Annotated in this window: 17 protein-coding genes; 8 read left to right on the top strand and 9 right to left on the bottom strand. The window is 69.9% G+C overall.

The annotated features are described in order from the left end of the window. Positions 1 to 150: 150 nt before the first annotated feature. Positions 151 to 1,413 (bottom strand): MFS transporter, encoded by a 1,263-nt coding sequence (locus J1792_RS18155; protein ID WP_086567163.1) that lies wholly within the window; start codon positions 1,411 to 1,413, stop codon positions 151 to 153. Between the two features lie 135 nt (positions 1,414 to 1,548). On the opposite strand from J1792_RS18155, the gene J1792_RS18150 reads away from it, so the two are divergent. The 4 genes from J1792_RS18150 to J1792_RS18135 all read left to right on the top strand — a co-directional run bounded on the left by J1792_RS18150 (position 1,549) and on the right by J1792_RS18135 (position 6,232). Then, positions 1,549 to 2,484, top strand: a complete 936-nt coding sequence (locus J1792_RS18150) for a LysR family transcriptional regulator (protein WP_086567165.1) — start codon at positions 1,549 to 1,551, stop codon at positions 2,482 to 2,484. Between the two features lie 113 nt (positions 2,485 to 2,597). After that, a complete protein-coding gene (locus J1792_RS18145) occupies positions 2,598 to 3,227 on the top strand; it encodes a TetR/AcrR family transcriptional regulator (RefSeq protein WP_086567167.1) in 630 nt (209 codons plus the stop codon). A 1-nt stretch (position 3,228) separates the two neighbouring features. Next, the gene (locus tag J1792_RS18140; RefSeq protein ID WP_086567169.1) at positions 3,229 to 4,602 is read left to right on the top strand and encodes a carotenoid oxygenase family protein; all 1,374 of its coding nucleotides are present in this window, start codon (positions 3,229 to 3,231) and stop codon (positions 4,600 to 4,602) included. 235 nt (positions 4,603 to 4,837) lie between these two features. After that, positions 4,838 to 6,232: an amidohydrolase family protein gene (locus J1792_RS18135; protein ID WP_242645963.1), complete on the top strand. Its 1,395-nt coding sequence runs from the start codon at positions 4,838 to 4,840 to the stop codon at positions 6,230 to 6,232. A gap of 158 nt (positions 6,233 to 6,390) precedes the next feature. On the opposite strand, the gene J1792_RS18130 is transcribed toward J1792_RS18135, so the two are convergent. After that, entirely contained in the window at positions 6,391 to 7,233 is an 843-nt protein-coding gene (locus J1792_RS18130; protein WP_207247702.1) for a helix-turn-helix transcriptional regulator, read from the bottom strand. A 243-nt stretch (positions 7,234 to 7,476) separates the two neighbouring features. After that, positions 7,477 to 8,199: a TetR/AcrR family transcriptional regulator gene (locus J1792_RS18125; RefSeq protein ID WP_179198779.1), complete on the bottom strand. Its 723-nt coding sequence runs from the start codon at positions 8,197 to 8,199 to the stop codon at positions 7,477 to 7,479. Between the two features lie 95 nt (positions 8,200 to 8,294). Between J1792_RS18125 and J1792_RS18120 the strand changes: the two genes are divergently transcribed. From J1792_RS18120 to J1792_RS18110, 3 genes are read left to right on the top strand one after another with little or no spacing between them, the layout of a single operon-like run. Next, positions 8,295 to 8,642 carry a darcynin family protein gene (locus J1792_RS18120; protein ID WP_086567175.1) on the top strand — a complete coding sequence of 116 codons (348 nt, stop codon included), beginning with the start codon at positions 8,295 to 8,297 and terminating at the stop codon, positions 8,640 to 8,642. Positions 8,643 to 8,701: 59 nt separating this feature from the next. After that, entirely contained in the window at positions 8,702 to 9,073 is a 372-nt protein-coding gene (locus tag J1792_RS18115; protein ID WP_207247700.1) for a hypothetical protein, read from the top strand. Between the two features lie 11 nt (positions 9,074 to 9,084). Beyond that, the gene (locus J1792_RS18110; protein WP_242645962.1) at positions 9,085 to 10,620 is read left to right on the top strand and encodes a multicopper oxidase family protein; all 1,536 of its coding nucleotides are present in this window, start codon (positions 9,085 to 9,087) and stop codon (positions 10,618 to 10,620) included. Positions 10,621 to 10,810: 190 nt separating this feature from the next. Here the strand turns inward: J1792_RS18110 and J1792_RS18105 are convergent, their stop codons facing one another. The 3 genes from J1792_RS18105 to J1792_RS18095 all read right to left on the bottom strand — a co-directional run bounded on the left by J1792_RS18105 (position 10,811) and on the right by J1792_RS18095 (position 13,937). Then, the gene (locus J1792_RS18105; protein WP_207247698.1) at positions 10,811 to 11,809 is read right to left on the bottom strand and encodes an endonuclease/exonuclease/phosphatase family protein; all 999 of its coding nucleotides are present in this window, start codon (positions 11,807 to 11,809) and stop codon (positions 10,811 to 10,813) included. 324 nt (positions 11,810 to 12,133) lie between these two features. Further along, complete coding sequence (locus J1792_RS18100) at positions 12,134 to 13,180, bottom strand: alpha/beta hydrolase (RefSeq protein WP_372446122.1); 1,047 nt, start codon at positions 13,178 to 13,180, stop codon at positions 12,134 to 12,136. A gap of 169 nt (positions 13,181 to 13,349) precedes the next feature. Then, positions 13,350 to 13,937 carry a hypothetical protein gene (locus J1792_RS18095; protein WP_207247697.1) on the bottom strand — a complete coding sequence of 196 codons (588 nt, stop codon included), beginning with the start codon at positions 13,935 to 13,937 and terminating at the stop codon, positions 13,350 to 13,352. 421 nt (positions 13,938 to 14,358) lie between these two features. Between J1792_RS18095 and J1792_RS18090 the strand changes: the two genes are divergently transcribed. Continuing rightward, positions 14,359 to 16,941, top strand: coding sequence for a galactose oxidase family protein (locus J1792_RS18090; RefSeq protein WP_307843021.1), 2,583 nt, complete (start codon positions 14,359 to 14,361; stop codon positions 16,939 to 16,941). Between the two features lie 123 nt (positions 16,942 to 17,064). Here the strand turns inward: J1792_RS18090 and J1792_RS18085 are convergent, their stop codons facing one another. The 3 genes from J1792_RS18085 to J1792_RS18075 are packed head-to-tail and all read right to left on the bottom strand — an operon-like array spanning position 17,065 to position 19,923. Next, positions 17,065 to 18,291, bottom strand: a complete 1,227-nt coding sequence (locus J1792_RS18085; protein ID WP_207247695.1) for a cytochrome P450 family protein — start codon at positions 18,289 to 18,291, stop codon at positions 17,065 to 17,067. Continuing rightward, a complete protein-coding gene (locus J1792_RS18080; RefSeq protein WP_179198780.1) occupies positions 18,288 to 19,490 on the bottom strand; it encodes an MAB_1171c family putative transporter in 1,203 nt (400 codons plus the stop codon). Before J1792_RS18080 ends, J1792_RS18085 begins: the two co-directional genes overlap by 4 nt. Continuing rightward, complete coding sequence (locus J1792_RS18075; RefSeq protein WP_143587580.1) at positions 19,483 to 19,923, bottom strand: hypothetical protein; 441 nt, start codon at positions 19,921 to 19,923, stop codon at positions 19,483 to 19,485. Before J1792_RS18075 ends, J1792_RS18080 begins: the two co-directional genes overlap by 8 nt. Between the last annotated feature and the right edge of the window lie 86 nt (positions 19,924 to 20,009).

Genomic DNA, 20,009 nt, shown 5'->3' with positions numbered 1-20,009 from the left:
GGTGCCCCCGTGTCGGTTTGGCCCAGGATGCATAGGTCGGGGTGAAGTACAGCTCGACCTGGTTCTCATCCGCGAGCTGTACGCAGAAGGGTGCACCGCTCCGCAGAAGGGGCGGTGCAGCCCGATCGCGGTGCCGGCGGTGGAGGTCCGTCACGCGCGGCTCGGTGCCGACTCCGGCTCGGGCTCCTCCTCCGGCTCGGAGAGAGGCGCTCCCGCACGGCGGGGAAGCAGCAGCGGGGTCACCAGCAGGAGCACGCCGGCCAGGCCGATGGCCGTACGCGGGCCGAGCAAGCTGCCCAGCACGCCCCAGACGGCTGTCAGGAGCGCGGTCGTGGCCTTGGTCGTCACCGCCCAGGCGGACAGCGTGCGGGCGACCCGGTCGGTCGCGGTGCGTTCGAGGCGGTAGGTGGCGTGGACGGGGTTGAAGACCCCGCAGCAGAAGATGAGCCCGAGCTCGACGCCCATCACCAGCACCAGCCCTCCGGCGCCCGGTCCGATGAAGGCCAGGCCGACGGGCCAGAAGGCGCGCAGCGTCCCGGTCACGATCAGGACCTGGCATTGTCCGAACCGGGTGACGAGCGGTCGGGCCAGCCGCGAACCGAGCAGCCCGCCGATCGCGGGCGCGGCGAAGGCGAGGCCGTACTGCCACGGTGCGAACCCGAGCCGGCCGAGCATCAGGACGGCCAGCAGCGGCTGGGCGGCCATCACCAGGCCGTTGAACAGGGCGGTGTTGAAGAACAGCGGACGCAGCGTCGCGTCGGCGAGGATGTACCGCCAGCCGTCGAGCAGGTCCCCGGCCCTCATGCGCGCGGCCTCCCGGCGCTCGGGCCGCGGCTCGTGCCCGCCCGTCGCGCGGATGCCCAGGGCCGAGAGCAGGTAGCTGGCCGCGTCGGCCACCACCGTCGCCACCGGACCGAGGAGCCCGATCGCCGCGCCGCCCAGCGGCGGTCCGATGATCGTGGTCGTCCAGGCCGTGGACTCGAATCGGGCGTTGGCGACGAGCAGGTCCTCGGCCGGCAGCAGCGTCTTGAGGTACGCGCCGGAGGCGGCGCGGAAGGTGATGTCGGCCGCCGCGACGACGACCGAGACCAGCAGGAGCTGAAGGAAGGTGAGCACGCCGAGCGCGAACGCGGCGGGGATCGTCAGCAGCGCCGCGAACCGCACCAGGTCCATCGCGATCAGCACCGGCCGCTTGCGGCGGAACTCCACCCACGGGCCGAGCGGCACCGCCACGGCCGCGCCCACCGCGGCCCCCACGGAGGAGAGCGCGGCGACCTCGGCCGGTCCGGCGTGCAGCACCTGGATGGCGATCAGCGGGAACGCGCCGAAGGCGAGCCACGTGCCGAGCGTGCTGGTCCCGTACGCTCCCCAGAGCCACCCGAACCGCCGCCCCAGCCGGTGCCCGCTTCTCATGCCCGACGCCCCCTCGCCACTCACCCACACAACCGATCCGCGATCGGAACCATCAAAGCGAGCGCCATACCCGGTGATCAAACAACTACAGGGCCCATCAGCCACAACCAATGGTTGTACCCATAGGGTGCCGGCATGGACCTCGAAACCGTCCGGACCTTCGTCGCCGCCGCCGACGCGGGGCAGTTCCAGGAGGCAGCCGCCGAGCTGGCGGTCACCCAGCAGGCTGTCTCCAAGCGCATCGCCGCGCTCGAGCGCAACCTCGGCGTGCGGCTGTTCACCCGCACGCCGCGCGGCGCCGAGCTCACCATCGACGGACAGGCGTTCCTGCCCCACGCCCGGGAGCTGCTGCGCGTCGCCGAGCGCGCGGTCGCGTCCGTGCGCGCCGTCCGCCGTCCGCTGCGCGTCGACGTGATCAACTTGCGCGGCGCGGCGTCGGGCCTGATGCGCGACTTCCACCGCGCGCACCCCGAGATCGAACTCGACGTGGTGACGCTTTTCGACATCGACACGGCCGTCGCCGCCATCCGCTCCGGCACGATCGACGCCTCCTTCCGCGCCGTCGCCGCGCCCGGCCGTCCCCTTCCCGAGGGCATCGAGTCCGTCCGGGTGGTCGACGAGCCGCTCCAGCTCCTCACCGGCCCCGCCCACGCGCTGGCCGGCGCCCGCTCGGTGCCCCTCGCCCAGCTCGCCGGGCACCGGATCTGGATGCCCGGCATCGTCCCTGGAACCGAGTGGGCCGCCTACTACGACGACCTCGTCGCCGAGTACGGCCTCACCATCGAGGCGACCGGCCCCAACTTCGGCTCCGACGCCCTTCTCGACACCGTCGCCGACACCCCGGCCCTGGCCACCTTCATGGGCGAGCACACCCGCCTCGTCTGGCCCGCCGGCCACGGCCTGCGCCGCATCCCGGTGACCGACCCCACGCCCGTCTACCCGCACTCACTCCTCTGGCACCGCGACAACCACCACCCGGCGCTGGCCACCCTCCGCGCCCACCTCGCCGCCACAGCGGCCGGGCGCGACGCCGCCGGGACCTGGGCGCCGAGCTGGGTGATCCCCCGCTGAACGCCGCGGTGCGCTCAACTCACCCCAGTTGAATGCGCGAGCTCACATGGGTCAGTGCTGAAGCCGAACCGACGGGGCTGGTAACAGCGTTACCCATCAGATACTGTGTTGCCGTGAACACGCCCTACCAGGACGCCCAGTCCGTCGGCCAAGCCGCCGTGCGCACCACGATCCTTGACCACGCCATCGACCTCCTGGTCACGGAGGGGCCGGCCGCCCTGACGATGCGTCGGATCGCCACCGGGATCGGCGCCTCGACCAAGGTCCTGTACACCATGTTCGGCGGCAAGGAAGGTCTGGCCGACGCCCTCTACCGGGAGGGGTTCGCCCGGCTGCGCCGCGCGCAGCAGCAAGTACAAGGTGCCGGCAACCCCTTGGCCCACCTCAACGATCTCGCGACCGCCTACCGGGCGCACGCCCTGGCCGAACCGGCCTACTACCGGGTGATGTTCGAGCAGGCCATACCCGGCTACCGGCCGAGCCCCGATGCCCTGAGCGCGGCCGAGACCGCCTTCGACGCCTCCGTGACCGCCGTCCAGGCGTGCATCGACTCCAGGGTGTTCCGGCCCGGAGACGCATACGAGATCTCCAAGCTCCTCTGGGCGGCTGCCCACGGGGCGGTGAGCCTGGAGATCGCCGGCCATTTCCCGCCGGAGACCGCGGCGCACCGCTACGACACATTGATGACGGCGCTGGGACAGTCGTTCCTCGCCGAGCAGGGACAAAGCAGTGACAAGGACTGACATGACGATCAACCGCTACCTGTCGGGGAGCTTCGCACCGGTCACCGAAGAGGTCACCGCGTTAGACCTGCCCTTCACCGGCCGGATCCCGGCCCACCTCAACGGCCGCTACCTGCGCATCGGCCCCAACCCGCTCGGCATCGAGGACCCCGCCGCCCACATCTGGACGCTCGGCTCCGGCATGGTGCACGGGGTCCGCATCCGCGACGGCCGCGCCGAGTGGTACCGCAACCGCTGGGTGCGCTCCGGCTCGGTCGCCGACCGGCTCGGGGAACCACGACGCGGGATCCCCTTCGACGAGCGCCTGGACATGGCACCGAACGTCCAGGTCGCCGGTCTCGCGGGCCGCACCTTCGCCCTCATAGAAGGCGGGATACGCCCCTACGAGCTCACCTACGACCTTGACACGGTCGGCCCTTGCGACCTCGGAGTGACTCCCGAGGGCTACAGCGCCAACGCCCACTCCATCTTCGACCCGCACACCCGCGAGCTGCACTCGCTCGCCTTCCTCTACGGCTCGGAGCACGTCCAGCACATCGTCATGGACGAGACCGGCACGGTGGTGCGGACCACGCTGATCCACGCGCCCGGCAACCCCTACATGCACGACTTCGCGCTGACCGAGCACCATGTGATCCTCTTCGACGCCCCGGTGCTGTTCAGCGCCGCACACCTTCCGACCGGGGTCCCCTTCGTCTGGGACGACTCGCACCAGGCGCGCGTGGGTGTCATGCCCCGCACGGGAGGCGAGGTGCGTTGGTTCGAGGTCGCGCCGAGCCTGGTGGGTCACACCCTCAACGCCTACGAGGACGGCACGGACATCGTCGTCGACATCGTCCGGCACCCCGAGGGCTTCAACATCAGGGACTTCGGCAACAGCCGCCCCACCCTGGACCGCTGGCGGATTGACCTCGCCGCCGGAAAGGTACGGGAGGACCGGCTCGACGACCGCACCCAGGAGTTCCCCCGGGTCAACTCCCACTGCGTCGCACGCCCTTACCGCTACGGGTACTCGGCCGCCGTCGAGCTCTACGCCCCGCCCACCGGCCCCACGGACCCGCGACCGGGCCCCGGGTTCAGTAACGCGCTGCTCAAGCACGACGTGGTGCGCGGCACGACCGAGGCGCACGAGTTCGGCCGGTTCGGGGCCGTCGGTGAGGGCGTCTTCGTCCCCGCGGAGTCGCCCGCCGCCGAAGACGACGGATACGTGATGGCGTACGTGCACGACCCCGAGCGCGGCGCGGCGGACCTGGTGATCCTGTCCGCCCAGGACTTCACGGGCGAACCGGTCGCCCGTATCCACCTGCCCGTTCGGGTACCGCTCGGTCTGCACGGCAACTGGGTCCCCGGCGACCCGTGGGGTTCGCGTCCGTAAAAGGTCGACGCGCCGGTACTGATCCATCGCACACCCCGAGGCGCTCATCTCACGGAGGATCTTTAGAACAGTGGCGGTGTTCGTGGCCAAGGGCTCCGGTCGGTTCGGTGAGCCGGGGTGTGCTGTACCTGGGCAGATGGCGGCCTGGTTGCCGCCGGCGGCTGGTCCGAAGCTGAGGTCGTAGCCCACCGCGTAGGGGCCAGCCGCCCCTGGCATGACGGACAGGATCCTCCCCTTGACTTCCTCCGGCACCACCAGCCCTGCCGTGCTCGAACAGCTTCAGCGCCGATCCGCCGACCCGAAGCGGCGCGTTCTGTTCACCGGCGCGACCATCGTCACCATGGATCCCGATTCCGGTGTCCTGGACGGCGCCGATCTGCTCGTCGAGGGCGACACGATCACCGCGATAGGTCCTGCTCTGAGCCGGGAGGGCGCGGTGGTCGTCGACGCGACCGGCACGATCCTCACGCCGGGCTTCGTCGACACACACCGGCATGCCTGGCAGACGCAGCTGCGTCGGATCATGCCGGACGTCGACGATCTCGGTGCCTATGTGATGTCCACCCTCGCCGGCTACGCCACGGTCTACCGGCCCGACGACATGTACGTCGGTACCAGGCTGGCCGCGCTGACGGCGATCGACAGCGGCATCACGTGCATGCTCGACTTCTCCCACAACTCCCGCACCCCTGAACACTCCGACGCCGCCGTCCAGGCCCTCATCGACACCGGCATCCGCGGTGTGCACGCCTCCATGGGCCCGCACTTCGGTGACTGGGACAAGCAATGGCCCGGTGACCTGGCCCGCCTCAAGGAGAAGTACTTCGCCGGCGAGGACCGGTTGCTGACCCTGCGGCTGGCCGCTCTGGCCACCGACGAGGTCGCCGGGGCCGCCCTCGCCTACGGCCCCGAACTCGCCCGCACGGCCAAGGACCTGGGAATCGGTGTGAGCGTGGATGCCGTCTTCGGCGTCTCCTCCTCCCGGGCCATCCTGGATTGGGAGAGGGCCGGCATCCTCGACGCGGACCTCACCCTCATCCACGCCACCGGCCTGACCCCCGAGGCGTGGAGGGCGATCGGGGAGAGCGACACGACCATCGCCCTGGCTCCGACCTCGGACGCCCAGATCGGGCTGGAGACCGCGATCCCCGCGATCGACGAGGCCCTGTCGGTCGGGGTGCGGCCCGGTCTGAGCATCGACGTCGAGGTGGCGCTGGTCAGCGACATGTTCACGCAGATGCGGGCTCTGCACGCCATCCAGCGGATGCGCGCGGTCAACACCGCCTACGGCACAAACCAGCAGCCGGCCCGCATCACCACCCACGACGTCCTGGACTTCGCCACCCTCCAGGGTGCCCGTACCAACGGGCTGGGCGGCGTCACCGGCTCGCTCACCCCAGGCAAGAAGGCCGACCTGCTGGTGATCCAGGCCGAGGACCTGAACAACATGCCGCTCAACGATGCCGTCGGCACCGTCGTGCTGGGCTCGGACGCCCGCAACATCAGCGCCGTCCTCATCAACGGCGAGCCCCGCAAATGGAACGGCCAGGTCCTCGACGTCGACCTGGCCGCCCTGCGCGACGAGGTCCACGCCTCCCGCGAGTACGTGCTCAATACGCCCGCCGTCTGACGCCGCACACCGGATCTTCCCTCAACCCGGGCCAGGCCGCCGATATCGCCGTCCTGTGCCTGGCCGACGAGGCCCGCGGGGACGCCTGCACCACGCCGGCTGCCGCTTCACCCGCCGCTGACCACGCCGCCCCACGTACACAAGGCCGTGTCGAGGAGTTACGTCTCCGAGGCGGACTCCTGGTGGCGTGTGGCGTGGAGGCTGCCGAGCAGGGCGAGCGCCTGGGCGCTGGGGCTGCCCGGTTCGGCGTGGTAGACCACCAGCTGCTGGCCCGGCGCTCCGCGGACATCGAAGGTCTGGTAGGTGAGGTCGAGGGGGCCGACGTCGGGGTGAACAAGCTCCTTGCCGTCACGGGTCTTTGCGTGCACGGTGTGCGAGGACCACAGGGCGGCGAACTCCTCGCTCTCCTCGGTCAGGGAACCGACGAGATCGTGCAGGCGCCGATAGTTCGGGTCCAGGCCCATGGCGTGGCGCAAGCCGGCAACGACTGCCTCGGCTGCTCGCCCCCACCGGGTGAAGAAGCTCCGGGCGGCCGGGTCGAGGAGGGTCATGCGGGCCATGTTGTCCACGTGTCCGAACGGTGAGAACAGCGCGTCGGCCAGTGCGTTCGAGGCCAGGAAGTCGTTGGCCGGGTTCAGGACGAACGCCGCGGCGTTCGGGTATCCGTCCAGCAACTGCCGCAGCGCGAAACTGACCGTCTCCCGCGGCTGCGACCGCACGCCTTCCGGCACGGTGCCGGCCAGCCGGAACATGTGCTCCCGCGCTTCGCCATCCATCCGCAGCGCACTGCTGATGGACTCCAGGATCTGCGGGGAGGGGCTGCGCTCGCGGCCCTGTTCGAGGCGGGCGTAGTAGTCGCTGTTCATCCCGGCAAGGACGGCGACCTCCTCGCGCCGCAGTCCCGCAACCCGGCGCGCGCCGTAGGAGGCGAGCCCGACGTCGTCGGGGCGCAGGCGGGCGCGGTGGGCGCGCAGGAAATCTCCGAGATCGTTGCTGGTCACCCCGTCAGGCTATGCCGCACCCGCCCCGCGTGCCTGGGTGCGCCGTACCCGGGCACGACTCGTCCAGGCTCCCCTCTCCTCGTCCGCCCTCGCTGGTGACCAGCACCCGCGAACGACAAGGAGCGCATCGTGAGGAACCAGTCGAGCCCGTCGGAGGAAGCCGCCAGGCGGTGGTCGGTCACCTCATGCCGACTCCGCTCACCCCGTGCGGTGTCACGATCGCCATCACTTGTGGCCGATGGCTCACTGGCCGACGGGTTCTCCCAGGGCGGCCATGATGTCGTGGAGGGTGTGCCCGAAGAGTGGCTCGGGGTCGGTGAGGGCGAAGTCGAGGTGGCCGAACACCTCGACTGCCACCGCCCCGTACAGGCGGGCCCAGCAGGCGACGAAGACGTAGATGACCTCCAGCGGTACGGGCTCGCCCGCCAGGTGCTCGCGTACCTCCTCCAGCTGGCCGATCCACGAAGGGTCCAGATCGGTTGGCGGCTGCATGCCGCCGCGGCGCCACAGTTCGACCATCAGGTCGAGGAGTACGGCGCCGAAGCGCCAGCTCGGGTCGTGCGCGGCCGAGCCGGGCGCGGTGTCGGCGTCCGTGACCGGCTTGGCGAACAGCAGCCCGAACTCGCGGGGGTGGGACAGTGCCCAGCGGCGCAGTTCCCGGCACACCTCCCGCAGCCGTCGCCCCGGCTCATCAGCAGGATGGCGTTCGCGCGCCTCGGTCAGTGCGGCGGCCAGCTCGTCGTACAGGTGCGAGGTCAGGGCCTGGATCAGGTCGCGGTGGCTGGCGTAGTAGCGGTAGAGGGCGGGTGCGGTCATGCCCATCTCCCGGGCGATGGCCCGCAGTGTGACCGCGGACGGCCCCTCCTCGATCAGGAGCCGGCGGCCGGTGCGCAGGATCTCGGCCAGCGCCTCTTCGCGGACGCGGTGACGCCGGCCAGTGGACCCGGTCCCCGATGTGCTCGGCACGGCTGCGCCCTCACCTTCCCTTGACAAAGTTAACGCCTGTAACTTTAGCTTGCCCCGAAAGTTAACGGTGTTAGCAAATCTCTTCGGGGGATCTCATGACCTACGGCATCGTCCTGACGTACACGGTCACGCCGCGGTGGCTGGCGCTCTCGCGCGAGCAGCGCAACGCGATGCGCGCCCAGCACCTCGAGCCGGTCTTCGCCTCCTACGCGGACCGGGTGACGGCCCGCTTCTTCGACGCGGAGGCGTTCAACGGACGCATCTCGGACTTCGCCGTGCTGGAGACGGAGGACCTGGGCGCCTACTACTTCCTCATCGAGGCCCTGCGCGACACGCCGGTCATCGCCGAGGGCTACCTGGCCTTCAGCGATGTCTTCCTGGGCGTCGAGGACGGCTTCCACGCCTACGAGCAGGCGCTGACGGCCGGGGCCGACCCCCGGTGAGCGGACACAACGGGGCGCCTGTGCGCCGGTGGCCTTTGCATGCGCTTCGGGTGGTGGCCGTGCTGGTGCTGCTGGACACACTGGCGCAGGCGGCCCTGGCCGGCCTGTTCGTCACCGGAGATCTCGACCTGCTGACCTGGCATGCGGCGAACGCGGGCGTGCTCAGTGCGTTGACCATCGCTCAGACAGCGGCTGCGCTGGTGGTCTGGCGCACCGGGCGCGGTCCGTGGTGGCCGGCTGTGGCGAGCGCGGTGCTGGCCGCTCTGGTGAGTGTGCAGCAGGGGCTGGGCGAAGCGCGTGTCCTTGCCGGCCACATGCCGCTGGGCATGGCCGTCTTCGGCTGTGCCACAGCCCTGACGTACTGGGCGTTCACCCAGCACACCAGCACGTCACCGCTGGTGGCCCGGTCCCGGCAGGGGGCGGCCGAGTGATGCCGAGGCTGATGAGCCGACGCGGACTCCTCGCCCTGACGGCCGGAGCCGGCGCGGCGATCACGGTGGGCGCGGCGGGCTGGTCCCGCGTCGCCAAGGCGTCCACCGGCCGGGTGCTGGCCAGCGCGGGCCCGCTCCCCCGGCCGTTCGGCGTGCCGCTGCCGGTGCCGCCGGTGGCCCGGCCGGTGCGCAGCGAGCACGGTACCGACTTCTACGAGGTCGAGCAGCGCGAGGGCCGGGTGGAGATCCTGCCGGGCCGTAGGACAACGGTGTGGGGGTACGACGGGATCTTCCCCGGTCCGACCTTCACCGCCCGCTCCGGGCGCCGGACCCTGGTACAGGTGCGCAACAGCCTCACCGTGCCGACCGTCACCCATCTGCACGGCGGCGTCACCCCGCCCGAGTCCGACGGCTACCCCACCGACCTCCTGCTTCCCGCCCGCTGCGCACCCGGCCAGACGCACGACGGCATGGCCGGCGCCCACCCGGGGCGGACGGCCGTGGGGTACCGCAGCTACGAGTACCCGCTGCCGCAGCAGGCCGCGACCCTCTGGTACCACGACCACCGCATGGACTTCAGCGCCCCGCAGGTCTGGCGCGGCCTGGCCGGCTTCTTCCTCGTCAGCGACCAGGAGGAAGACCGGCTGCCGCTGCCGGGCGGGCACCGCGACGTACCGCTGATGCTGTGCGACCGCTCCTTCGCCGAGGACGGCTCCTTCCGCTATCCCGCCCATCACGGCCACGACACGTTCCCGGACGGCGTGCTCGGTGACGTCCAGCTCGTCAACGGCGCCCCCTGGCCTGTCCTGGAGGTCTCCGCGACCCGCTACCGCTTCCGGCTGCTCAACGCCTCCAACGCCCGCCGCTACCGGTTGCGACTCGACGCCGGGGACGGCAAGTGGGGGCAGTTCGTCCAGATCGGCAGCGACGGCGGCCTGCTGGCCGCACCACAGCCGTTGGACGCCGTCGACATGGCGCCCGGCGAGCGCTTCGACGTCATCGTCGACTTCTCCGCCTTTCCTATCGGCAGCAAGGTCACCTTGCACAACTCCGCGGCCAGGGGCGGCATGCGCGACGTCATGCGCTTCCACGTCGTGCGCAGGGAGAAGGACGACAGCCGCGTACCGTCCCGCCTGTCAGCCTCCTTCGAGACACTCTCCCCGGGCAGAGCGGTACCGGTGCGCAGTTTCGACTTCCGCCGCACGCACAGCGCGGACGAACGGCAGATGTGGACGATCAACGGACGGCCGTTCAGTACGGATACGATCCTGGCTTCCCCGCACCTGGGCAGCGTGGAACGCTGGCGCTTCAGCAGCGACTTCCACCACCCCGTCCACCTGCACCTGGCCCAGTTCCAGGTCACCGCCCGCGGCGGCAGACCACCGGCGGCCACTGACGCCGGCTGGAAGGACACCGTGGACGTCCGCCCCTACGAAGTGGTCGAAGTGCTCGTACGGTTCACCGGATACAAGGGCCGCTACATGCTCCACTGCCACAACCTCGAACACGAGGACATGGCCATGATGGGCAACTTCCAAGTGATCTGATCCCGGAAAGAAGAGGGGAGCGGTCATGGCACGGCGCCCGGCCCGTCGCCTGAAGCACCGAGTGGCGCCCGACACCTCGTCGAAGGACCTGGGCGAGTGCCATCGGGGAGGTGCTGCGCCGATGCGCAGGCGGCGGGGCATGGAGGTCTCCTGGCAAGAAGGCTGGAAAGGGGCAGGAAGGGGATCAGGCCTACGGTGCCTGAAGGTCGAGGACGACGGGCAGGTGGTCCGACAGGGCCCGGGTCGCCTTGCTGTCGTGGACGGCGGCTGCGGCGATGTGGTCGGCTACGTGCGTGTTGGCCAGGATGAAGTCGCGGCGGTGGTCCACCGCTTCCTGTGGGCTCCAATAGCCCACCGTGCGCGGTGTCGCCTGGCCGAGGACCTCGAACGGATCGCGGAAGCCGGCCAGGGACAGGAGCTGGAGGGCCCGCCGGTCGGTGTCACCGAACGTGCCCCCGGCGGTGAGGTGGCAGTGGCGCGCTCGCAGGTTGGCCGGCATCCGGCTCCAGTCCGGCTCAGGGTCATTCGCGCCGATCGAGTTCAGATCCCCCGCCAGAACCACACGCTGCGGCTCTCCCTCGTAGGCGCCGCCGTAGCCGGCCAGCCACTGCGCTTCCGCATAGCGTTCGGCCCCGCCGAGGACGCACAGGTGGGTGAACAGGACGGTCAGCAGCGGCTGGCCCTTGATGGAGAGCCGGGCCCGGCCGAGCCCGTGGTGGAACGTCCCGCTGGCCGCGTCCGGCTCGTAGTCGTCGATCCGTACGGTGGCCGGCCGGTAGAGCAGGGCGAGGTGGTTGCCCCGCCCGCGCGCGGAGAGCACCGGGGGCAGCGGAACCATGCCCAGGGCATTGGCCGCGCCCCACAACCGCCACCAGCCGCCTTCGTCCCAGCGGCGCAGCTCCTGCAGCGCGATGATGTCGGCGTCCAGCGAGGCCAGGAACTCGATCTGCCTCCGGCGCCGCCACTCGCCGCCGTCGGAGTCGATGCCGCCGGTGAGAGTGTTGTAGGTGACCAGCCGGGCGTTGCCCGCCACCTGGCGACGGGCGTCGGTGGTGGTGCGGCCGTCGGTGACGAGCCAGCCGGTCGCGTCGGAGATGACCGGCTCATTGATCAGATCCTCATCGCGGCGGGCGGATAGTAAGCGGGGACGGTCCGGAGGTTCGGGAACGGCATGTGCGGTCCGGTTCAAGGGCTTTGACCTTTCGGCGTGCGGGGTCAGGGATGGTTAGCGGATGAAGGTCAGACACGCGGCTCCGAGCGGGCCGCGGGTGAGGGCCATCAGGCGCAGGTCGGCCGGCCGAGCCTCACACGTCTTGGGCAGACTCACCCGGTGACGTCGAAGCACGAGCACATCGTGGCCCCCGGAGCATTGGCACCCCCGCGGACCCAAGGGATAGGGGTTGGACGGCAGACGACCTGGGCGCCGGGCCACCTGGCCGAAACGGTCCACGGTCCTGGCGCTCGACCGCCGTCGGCCGCCGTCTGCTGACGTCGTCCGGCCGCCGCAAAATGCTCAGCAGGCAGATCCGCTGCTCGCACCGGACTGTGTGAGGATGCGCCGAAGCCAGCGGGAACGGGCGTTGCGGGCGTCCTGGCTGAGAGCTGTCTGTGGTGCGAAGGTGTCGAAGCCGTGGAAGGCTCCGGGCCATACGTGCAGTTCGGCTTGGCCACCGGCCTGCCAGATCGCATTGGCATAGGCCACGTCCTCGTCCCTGAAAGTCTCGGCCGACCCGACCTCGATGTAGGCCGGGGGGAGCCTGGACAGGTCCGTGGCGCGGGCGGGAGCCGCGTAGGGCGGCAGGTCCGCGGCGCCGTACTGATCGCCCAGCAGCGCCTGCCACGCGGTGGCGTTGGAAGTTCTGTCCCAGGTGTCGATGCCGGCCATCTGATGGCTGGAGAAGGTGTTGTTGCGGTCGTCGAGCATCGGGCACAGGAGCAGTTGCCCGATCGGTGTGGGCCCTTCTCGGTCACGGGTGAGCAGGGCGAGTGCTGCGGCGAGTCCACCGCCGGCGCTCTTCCCTCCGACGATGATGCGGTCCGCGTCGATGCCCAGTTGGGCCGCGTGCTCAGCCACCCAGACGAATCCGGCGTAGCAGTCCTCCACCGGTCCGAGGTACTGCGCCTGCGGTGCCAATCGGTAGTCGACAGAGATGACGGCCAACTCCAGCGTGAGAGCCCATTCGCGAAGCAGTCGCGGAAGTACGGACCACGCATTGCCCGTGATCATTCCGCCGCCGTGCATGTAGTACAGCAGCGGCAGCGTCCCGGCGATGCCGGCGGGTCGTGCGCTCACGAGCGTGACGTCCTGCCCGCCCGACGGTCCGGGTACATGCAGCTCGTCTACCTCGAAGCGGCCGTCGGCCCGTAGATCCCGGACCGTCGGCCTGGGCCGGCGCGCAGCATCCTGCTCCTGCCGAGCCGCAAGGTTTTCCAGGGTGAACGGCTCCCTCGCCTCCTCCCCCAACGCCGCGAGTGCCACACTCAGTTCGGGGTCCAATGGGGGTGCGTCCCAAGCCGTCGAGACGGGGCCGGGCTCCGACGGCATGCCACCGACGCTCATGACAGGCCATCCCGTCGGGTGAGGGAATGCTGGCCGTCGGGCCAATCGGAACAGCCCATCATTACGTCCGCGTATGGAGCGGACGCTCGTGCGAAGTCCATGCGGCGTAGTCAATCATCTGCCAGGCGGGATCCCGCTCCTCAGTGAAGTGAAGGTCATAGCAGGGCGACTACGATCCGGCGGACGTTCGCGACCAGAGCGTGAGATCGCTACTGGTCGCGACTGCCAGGGTGTGCCCCGACGGTGAGAACCCGGCGGCGCGGAACTCGGAGTAGTTCGCGTGGAGAACGTGCCACCAATCCTCCTCGTGCGCTCCTCGGTGGAGACCACTGGCCCTGACGAGCAGTACGCGGTGGGAGGGCCATTCAGGGCTGGCGACGGTCACGGTCCACCCGTCCCCGGTGCCCGAGTGGAGGCCGCCTCCGAAGAGCCCGGCGATGTGGATCCGGCTGCCCGCGACCGGGCCGAGCCCGGGGCAGGTCAGGTCCGGCGTGGTGTCGGGTGTGCAGGAGTCGTCGTCGGGATCCCGGTCGCGGGCGATCTTCTCGCCGGTGACCGCGTCGAAGAGCCCGTGACCGCTGGTGGAGACCGTCATGACCAGGTCGTGGCCGCTGTGTGGGTCGACGGCGAAGCCGATGCCGAGCAGCCCGCCGACGGGCACACGCCAGTCGCCGACCAGGCGCCAGGCGCTCGGTGCCGGTACGACGGGAGCCTCGAGGACCCGGTCGTGGAGCCTTTGCTGGTGCGCGCTGATCAACGGTTCCCCTTGGCGTGGCGGTGGAGCTTACGCGGCATGTCCCATTCTCTCGCGCCGCCGTCGTGCCGGAATTCCGTACCGTCATCGCGGAGCCTTTCGTCGGTGGAAGGCCTCACCTCCACGCCCCGGGCGGTTGAGGGTCGTCAGAAGCCCGGCGCCTGGCAGGCCAGGTCCTCGGCCGGGAGCCGTCGCGGAGTCGCTCACGGTGAGCCCCCGACACGCGCCCGGCCCCGTAGACGGCCGGATTGATGTCTTTACACCCCTCTTCCCGGCAAGAAGAGTGACCACTTCTGCCCAGGTTCAAGGGCGGCGCCCGTACTGACTCACTGCTTGACCGTCTTCACCGCCATCACCGCCATCACCGCTTCACCACCGTCCCAGTCCTCACCTTCCTGACCTTCGAGGTCCTCCAGGAGGCGAAGTGTTACCCGAACCATCCCGCCGGACCGGCCTGTTCCGGCCTTCCCGTCTCTCCCGCCTCTCCCGCCTCTCCCGCCTCAGATGGCAGGGGCTCGTCCTGCTCGCCTTGGTGGCGGTCCTCGTCGCGCTCCTGCCCGTACTGAACGCGCGGGGCGGCGGGTCCGTCGCCGAGGCCGAGGCGCACGGTGATCACCCGTCACGTCCGCACCATGCCGCTGCGCCCGCCTCGGCCATGGAACCGGCGGCACCCGTCCTCTCCAGGGCGGGTTGGACGGCAACGGCCAGTGACGAGGAGACGGCCCGGGGCGACAACCGTGCCGCGAACGTTCTCGACGGCAAGGCCGAGACCATCTGGCACAGCCGGTGGTCGGAGAGCGCGGCCGCGCTGCCGCACTCCCTCGTCATCGACATGCACCGCACCGAGGTCGTGTCCGCGCTTCTCTACCAGCCGCGTGCCGACGGCCCCAACGGCCGCATCGGCGAGTACGCCATCCACCTCAGCGCCGATGGGCAGAACTGGGGAGCGGCCGTTGCGAGCGGCACCCTGGCCGACGACGCCACGACCAAGACGCTGAGCTTCGCCGCCCGTGGCACCCGGTACGTCCGGCTGACGGCCACCTCCGAGGCGGGCAAGCGCGGTCCCTGGAGCTCGGCCGCCGAGATCCAGCTGCTGGGTGACCCGGGGCTGCCCGCTTCCGTCGTCGAGCTGCCCACCACCGGCTGGACCGCCTCCGCGAGTGACGAGGAGACCGCGCAGGCCGACAACCGTGCCGCCAACGTCCTGGACGGCGACGCCGACACCCTCTGGCACAGCCGGTGGTCGGGCGGTGCGACCCCGCTGCCGCACTCCGTCACCATCGACATGCACCGTACGCAGACCGTGTCCGCGCTCACCTACCAGCCCCGCAAGTCCGGCGGCGGCCCCAACGGGCGCATCGGCGCGTACTCCGTCGCCACCAGCCTCGACGGCGTCTCGTTCGGGGCCCCCGTGGCCGGCGGCGTGTGGAAGGACGACGACACCGTCAAGAGCACCACGTTCACGCGGCCCACCCCGGCCCGGTTCGTGCGGCTGACCGCGACCACCGAGGCCGGCAACCGGGGCCCGTGGAGCTCCGCCGCCGAGATCCGGCTGAGCAGCCCGGCCGACCCATCCGTCTCCGGCGCCTGGGACCGGGTCACCGGCTTCCCGCTCGTCCCCGTGGCCACTACCGTCCTGCCGAACAACAAACTGCTGGCCTGGTCCGCGTACGCCATCGACCGGTTCGGTGGCAGCAACGGATACACCCAGACCGCCATCATGGACCTCGGCACCGGACAGGTCACCCAGCGCCGCGTCGACAACACCGGCCACGACATGTTCTGTCCCGGCATCGCCATGCTCTCGGACGGCCGGGTGCTGGTCACCGGCGGCAGCAACGCCTCCCGCGCCAGCATCTACGACCCGCGCACCGACACCTGGTCCGCCACCGGCCAGATGAACACACCGCGTGGGTACCAGGCCATGACGCTGCTCTCGAACGGCGAGGCGTTCGTGCTCGGCGGCTCCTGGAGCGGTGCCCGCGGGGACAAGGACGGCGAAGTGTGGTCCCCGGCGACCGGCAAGTGGCGCAAGCTGCCCGGCGTACCCGCCAAGGACACTCTGACCGCCGACCCCGCCGGCCCCTACCGCGCCGACAACCACCAGTGGCTGCACGCCACTTCCCGCGGCCGAGTGCTGCACCTCGGGCCGAGCAAGCAGCTGAACTGGATCGACACCACCGGCAACGGCACCATCACACCGGCGGGAACGCGCGCCGACAGCCCGGACGCCATGAACGGCAACGCCGTCTCCTACGACATCGGCAAGCTCCTCACGCTCGGCGGCGCCACCGCGTACGAGAACGCGAACGCCACCCGCCGCGCCTACACCGTCGATCTCGGCGACGGCATCGGCGACGGCATCCGGCCCGTCAGCAAGCGCACGGGCGACATGGGCTACGCCCGCTCGTTCAGCAACAGCGTCGTCCTGCCGGACGGCAAGGTGGCGGTGTTCGGCGGGCAGTCCTACCCCGTCCCCTTCAGCGACGCCACCTCGGTGATGACCCCGGAGATCTGGGACCCGGCGACGGGCACCTTCACCAAGCTGGCCAGCATGGCGGTCCCGCGCAACTACCACAGCGTGGCGAACCTGCTGCCCGACGGACGGATCTTCTCGGGCGGGGGCGGTCTCTGCGGCGACTGCGCCACCAACCACTCCGACGGGGCCGTCTTCACCCCGCCGTACCTCCTCAACCCGGACGGCACCCGGAAGCCCCGCCCGGCCTTCACCAGCACGCCGCCCGCCAGGATCGCGAACGGTGCCGCCCTGCCGGTGACGACGGACAAGCCCGTCACCGCCTTCTCACTGGTACGGGCCGGAGCGGCGACCCATTCGGTCGACAACGACCAGCGGAGGATCCCGCTCACGTTCCGGCAGACAGGGGGCACCTCCTACGAGCTGAAGGTCCCGGACGATCCCGGAGTGGCCCTGCCCGGCACGTACATGCTCTTCGCCCTCGACCCGGCGGGGGTTCCCAGCGTCGCCAAGATGATCACGATTGGCTGACCTTCGCCTGATCTTCGCCTGACCTCGCCTGACCTCGCCTGACCTCGCCTGACCTCGCCTGACCTCGCCTGGGGGGCTGGCGTTCCCCCGCCCCACCCGCTTACCCCTCCCGTACCAGGTTGCTCACTCTGTCTGCTCCGCACGGATGGTGACCGGCAGCGCGGTGAGGGCATGGGAACGGAACGAGGAACGCCACACCAGCTCGGTGTCGGGCACGGCGAGAGCGATCCGGGGCAGGCGGCGAAGCAGGGTGTCCAGGCCCAGCTGGATTTCCATGCGGGCCAAGGGCGCACCCAGGCAGTAGTGCATGCCTTGCCCGAGGGCGAGGTGTGCCGTGTCCTGTCGCCGGATGTCGAAACGGTCAGGGTCCGGGTACCGGGCCGGGTCTCTGTGGGCTGAGGCGAGGCAGAGCATGACGGTGTCTCCGGCGGGGATGTGGACGCCGTCGATCTCGAGGGGCTCCGTGGGGAAGCGACGGATGGCCATCTGATTGGGGTGGGCATAGCGCAGCAGCTCCTCGACCGCTGCGGGCAGCAAGCCGGGTACCGCTTTGAGGGCGGCGAGCTGCTTCGGGTGGCGCAGCAAGGTGAGCAGCCCCGAGCTGATCAGGTGCTGGGTGTTCTCGCTGCCGGCCATGAGGATCAGAAAGGCCAGGGAGACGAGTTCGTCCTCGGTGAGCTGGTCTCCGGCGTCCCGTGCGGCGATCAGGCCGGACAGCAGGTCGTGCCCGGGGTTCGCCCGCCGCTCGGCGACGAGGCGGATCAGGAAGTGGTGGATGTGGTCGATGGACTCGGCGATCTGGTTCGGGTGCTCAGGGGCGAACATGTTGCCGACCCAGGTGGAGAAGGGGTTCCTGTCCGGCTGGGGGACGTCGAAGAGGTCACCGATGACGGCCAGTGGCAGGGGGTTGGCGAATTCGGTGACGAGGTCGGCGCTCGGCTGGGTGACCAGCCGTTGTGCCAGGCGGTCGGCCAGTCGGTCCGCGGCGCCCTGGACGCGTACGCGCAGGTTCTCGACCCGGCGGGGGGTGAAGGCCTGAGAGACGAGGCGGCGCAGTCTCAGGTGGTCTGCGGAGTCCAGGTTGAGGAGGTTGGCATCCAGCGCGGGCGGCAGGGAGAAGCCCTTGTATCCGGTGTTGGAGTGCGTCTTGTTCACCGACAGTCTCGGGTCGGTCAGCAGGGCACGTACATCGTCCTCCCGGACCACGAGCCAGACCGGGGAGCCGTCAGGCAGTGCTATGCGGTGGACTGGGCCGGCCTCGCGGAGTCGTGCGTAGGTGGGGTACGGGTCAGTGAAGAAGGCCGTGTCGAAAGGCCGCGGGAGAGCAGGTGTCGAGGGGAGGGAGGTCATGCGTCCTTCTTCTCCGTATCCGTAATGTTCGTCGCGTGTACCAGGTACGCCGTGTGGGTGACGGCGGGGGCGGATGTCGCGGTGAAGGCCCGGGCCAGCTTCCGTTGGAAGGACAGTTCCGCTGCGAGGTCTTCAGGCTCCTCCATCCGCGGTGTGGCGACGTGGGTGGCCGGCTGCGCCTGTTCTCGTCTGGCCTGGAGTGCGGCTTTGAGCTGTGCCGCCTCGACAGCCGCGGCGAGGTTGGCGCCTTCGAGTCCCGCTGCCTGGCCTTGCTGCATGGCCAAGGCGGCGACAGCGGGGTCCATCCAGGTACGCAAGGCCCATTGAGCGTCGCGAATCTCCACCAGACAGCGGTAGAGGCGAGTCCTCAGGTCGGCTTTCTCCCCCAAAGGGAGAACTACCTCGGGCAGGTGAGAGGTGAGCTCGCGGTGGAGGGGGATGATCTGCCGGTAGGCGCGGCGCCTGTCGAGCCGTTCGGACGCGGTGGTCAGATGGCGGCCCCAGTCCGGCATCGTCCAGCCGACCGTCTTGAGTACCGTTCCCGCGATGGCGAGCTGCGCCACTGGTTCCCAGGGATGGCCGGTGACACCGAACTGGCTGGCGATGATGTCAGCGATCCGGCAGCTTGTGTAGATCATGGCGAAGGGCATCGACGCTGCGACCAGTCGCAGCCCCCGCCGAAGCCACGGAGTGGGAGCGATGCGTGCGTAGCGCCAGCCCATGATGCCGATGTCGATCTGGTTCGCCGCGTATCCGATCAGGTAGATCGACAGGTACGCCGGGTAGTACTGCGCCTTGGTCAGGGCGAAGTCGGTGGGACGTTCTCCGATGCTGGTGGCGGCGGAGAAGAGCGTGATCATGCCGAGGAGCACGATGCTCAGACCGGTGAGGCGTGGGACGGCTTTGCGCCAGGCGGTATCGCGTTCGTGTGTCAGGTGCAGGAGCACGAGTTGCTGGCAGGCGGCCGACAGGATGACGGTGCTCTGGGCCAGGAGTCCGGAGAAGTTGACGATTCCGACGAATTTGCTCGTCGCTATCCAGACCGCCGGCGTCGAGACGACGAAGGTGACGGTCAGGAAGAAGAAGTTTCCTGCCAGGGCCAGCTGTGTGGGAGAGCGGTCGGTGCGTGTGACTCTCAGCTTGAAGAGGAACGCAGATAAGGAGATCAGTGCGCATATGGGATAGAGGGTGCTATTCATCATTTCCTTGCCGTCTGGGGGCTTCCAGGGCGGAGAGTCTGGCGACCAGCTCCCGCGCTTCCAAGGGCGTTGCCCTGGTGCGCTCGGCAGTCCAGTTGCTGATCTGCCTGCCTATGAGCGAGCCCACCAGTTCGGCCTCGATCTCGGCCTCGGCATGCGAGTGCTCCCGGCCCAGCACCCGGCGCACCATGTCCGGGTTGAGCGACGGCAGAAGGAGCGTGGACGACTCCGCCGTCATGACCGGCGCTGCGTCGTGATCACAGATCACATGGCCGAGCTCGTGCAGGATCACCTGCTGCTGGTGCACGGGAGCCAGACGTTGCTCGAAGAAGACGAAGTCCTGGCCCTCCGCCGAAATCCAGAGACCATCGGGACTGCCGAGCGGCAGCTCCAGGGGAACGAGTTGGATGGGCCGGCCGTGCAGCTGTTCCACGTGCTCGCACAACGTCCGCATCGACACCTTGGTCTGCGAGGGCAGGCCAAGGGCTCGCACTCGCTCCGCGCACTGCTTTTGAAGAC

The sequence above is a fragment of the Streptomyces triculaminicus genome (assembly GCF_017349075.1).
Lineage (GTDB): Bacteria > Actinomycetota > Actinomycetes > Streptomycetales > Streptomycetaceae > Streptomyces > Streptomyces triculaminicus.
This window is presented reverse-complemented; position numbering and strand designations above follow the sequence as displayed.

Bases quoted from the DNA above. Each gene is read 5' to 3' on its own strand.
- J1792_RS18155 (WP_086567163.1), bottom strand. From the start codon at position 1,413: ATGAGAAGCGGGCACCGGCTGGGGCGGCGGTTCGGGTGGCTCTGGGGA.
- J1792_RS18150 (WP_086567165.1), top strand. From the start codon at position 1,549: ATGGACCTCGAAACCGTCCGGACCTTCGTCGCCGCCGCCGACGCGGGG.
- J1792_RS18140 (WP_086567169.1), top strand. From the start codon at position 3,229: ATGACGATCAACCGCTACCTGTCGGGGAGCTTCGCACCGGTCACCGAA.
- J1792_RS18120 (WP_086567175.1), top strand. From the start codon at position 8,295: ATGACCTACGGCATCGTCCTGACGTACACGGTCACGCCGCGGTGGCTG.
- J1792_RS18110 (WP_242645962.1), top strand. From the start codon at position 9,085: ATGAGCCGACGCGGACTCCTCGCCCTGACGGCCGGAGCCGGCGCGGCG.
- J1792_RS18100 (WP_372446122.1), bottom strand. From the start codon at position 13,180: ATGAGCGTCGGTGGCATGCCGTCGGAGCCCGGCCCCGTCTCGACGGCT.
- J1792_RS18085 (WP_207247695.1), bottom strand. From the start codon at position 18,291: ATGACCTCCCTCCCCTCGACACCTGCTCTCCCGCGGCCTTTCGACACG.
- J1792_RS18080 (WP_179198780.1), bottom strand. From the start codon at position 19,490: ATGAATAGCACCCTCTATCCCATATGCGCACTGATCTCCTTATCTGCG.